General features: G+C 77.6%; 1 pseudogene. It reads right to left on the bottom strand.

Annotation, left to right across the window (positions count from 1 at the left end):
- Window positions 1-392, bottom strand: a pseudogene (locus tag F6X68_RS32970) (diaminopimelate epimerase); the annotation flags it as partial.

The following is a 392-nucleotide window of genomic DNA, read 5'->3' as shown; positions in this document are numbered from 1 at the left end:
TCCCGGCCGGCGTCGCGCAGGGCCACCGCAGCCACCGCGCAGGCGCCCGTACCGCAGGAGAGCGTCTCGGCGGAGCCGCGCTCGTACACGCGCATGAGCACGTGGCCGTCGGTGTCGTCGACGGGCTCGCCGGGGGCCGTGAACTCCACGTTCACCCCGGCGGGGAAGACCGCCGGGTCGACGTCGGGGGCCCGGGTGAGGTCGAGCGCGGTCAGGTCCAGCCCGGCCGGCAGCGCGCAGACCAGGTGCGGGTTGCCCACGTCCACGGCCGTGCCGGGCAGGGTCAGTCCGCCGAGGGTGGCGGTCGCGGTGTCGTACAGCCGGGGGCGGCGCATCTCGACGGCGATGGCGTCGGCCGTGACCAGCGCGCGCACGACGCCGGCCCGGGTGGC

The sequence above is a fragment of the Micromonospora sp. AMSO12t genome (assembly GCF_008806585.1).
Lineage (GTDB): Bacteria > Actinomycetota > Actinomycetes > Mycobacteriales > Micromonosporaceae > Micromonospora > Micromonospora reichwaldensis.
Note: the sequence above shows the minus strand (reverse complement) of the source record. Positions and strands in the feature narration are given on the sequence as shown.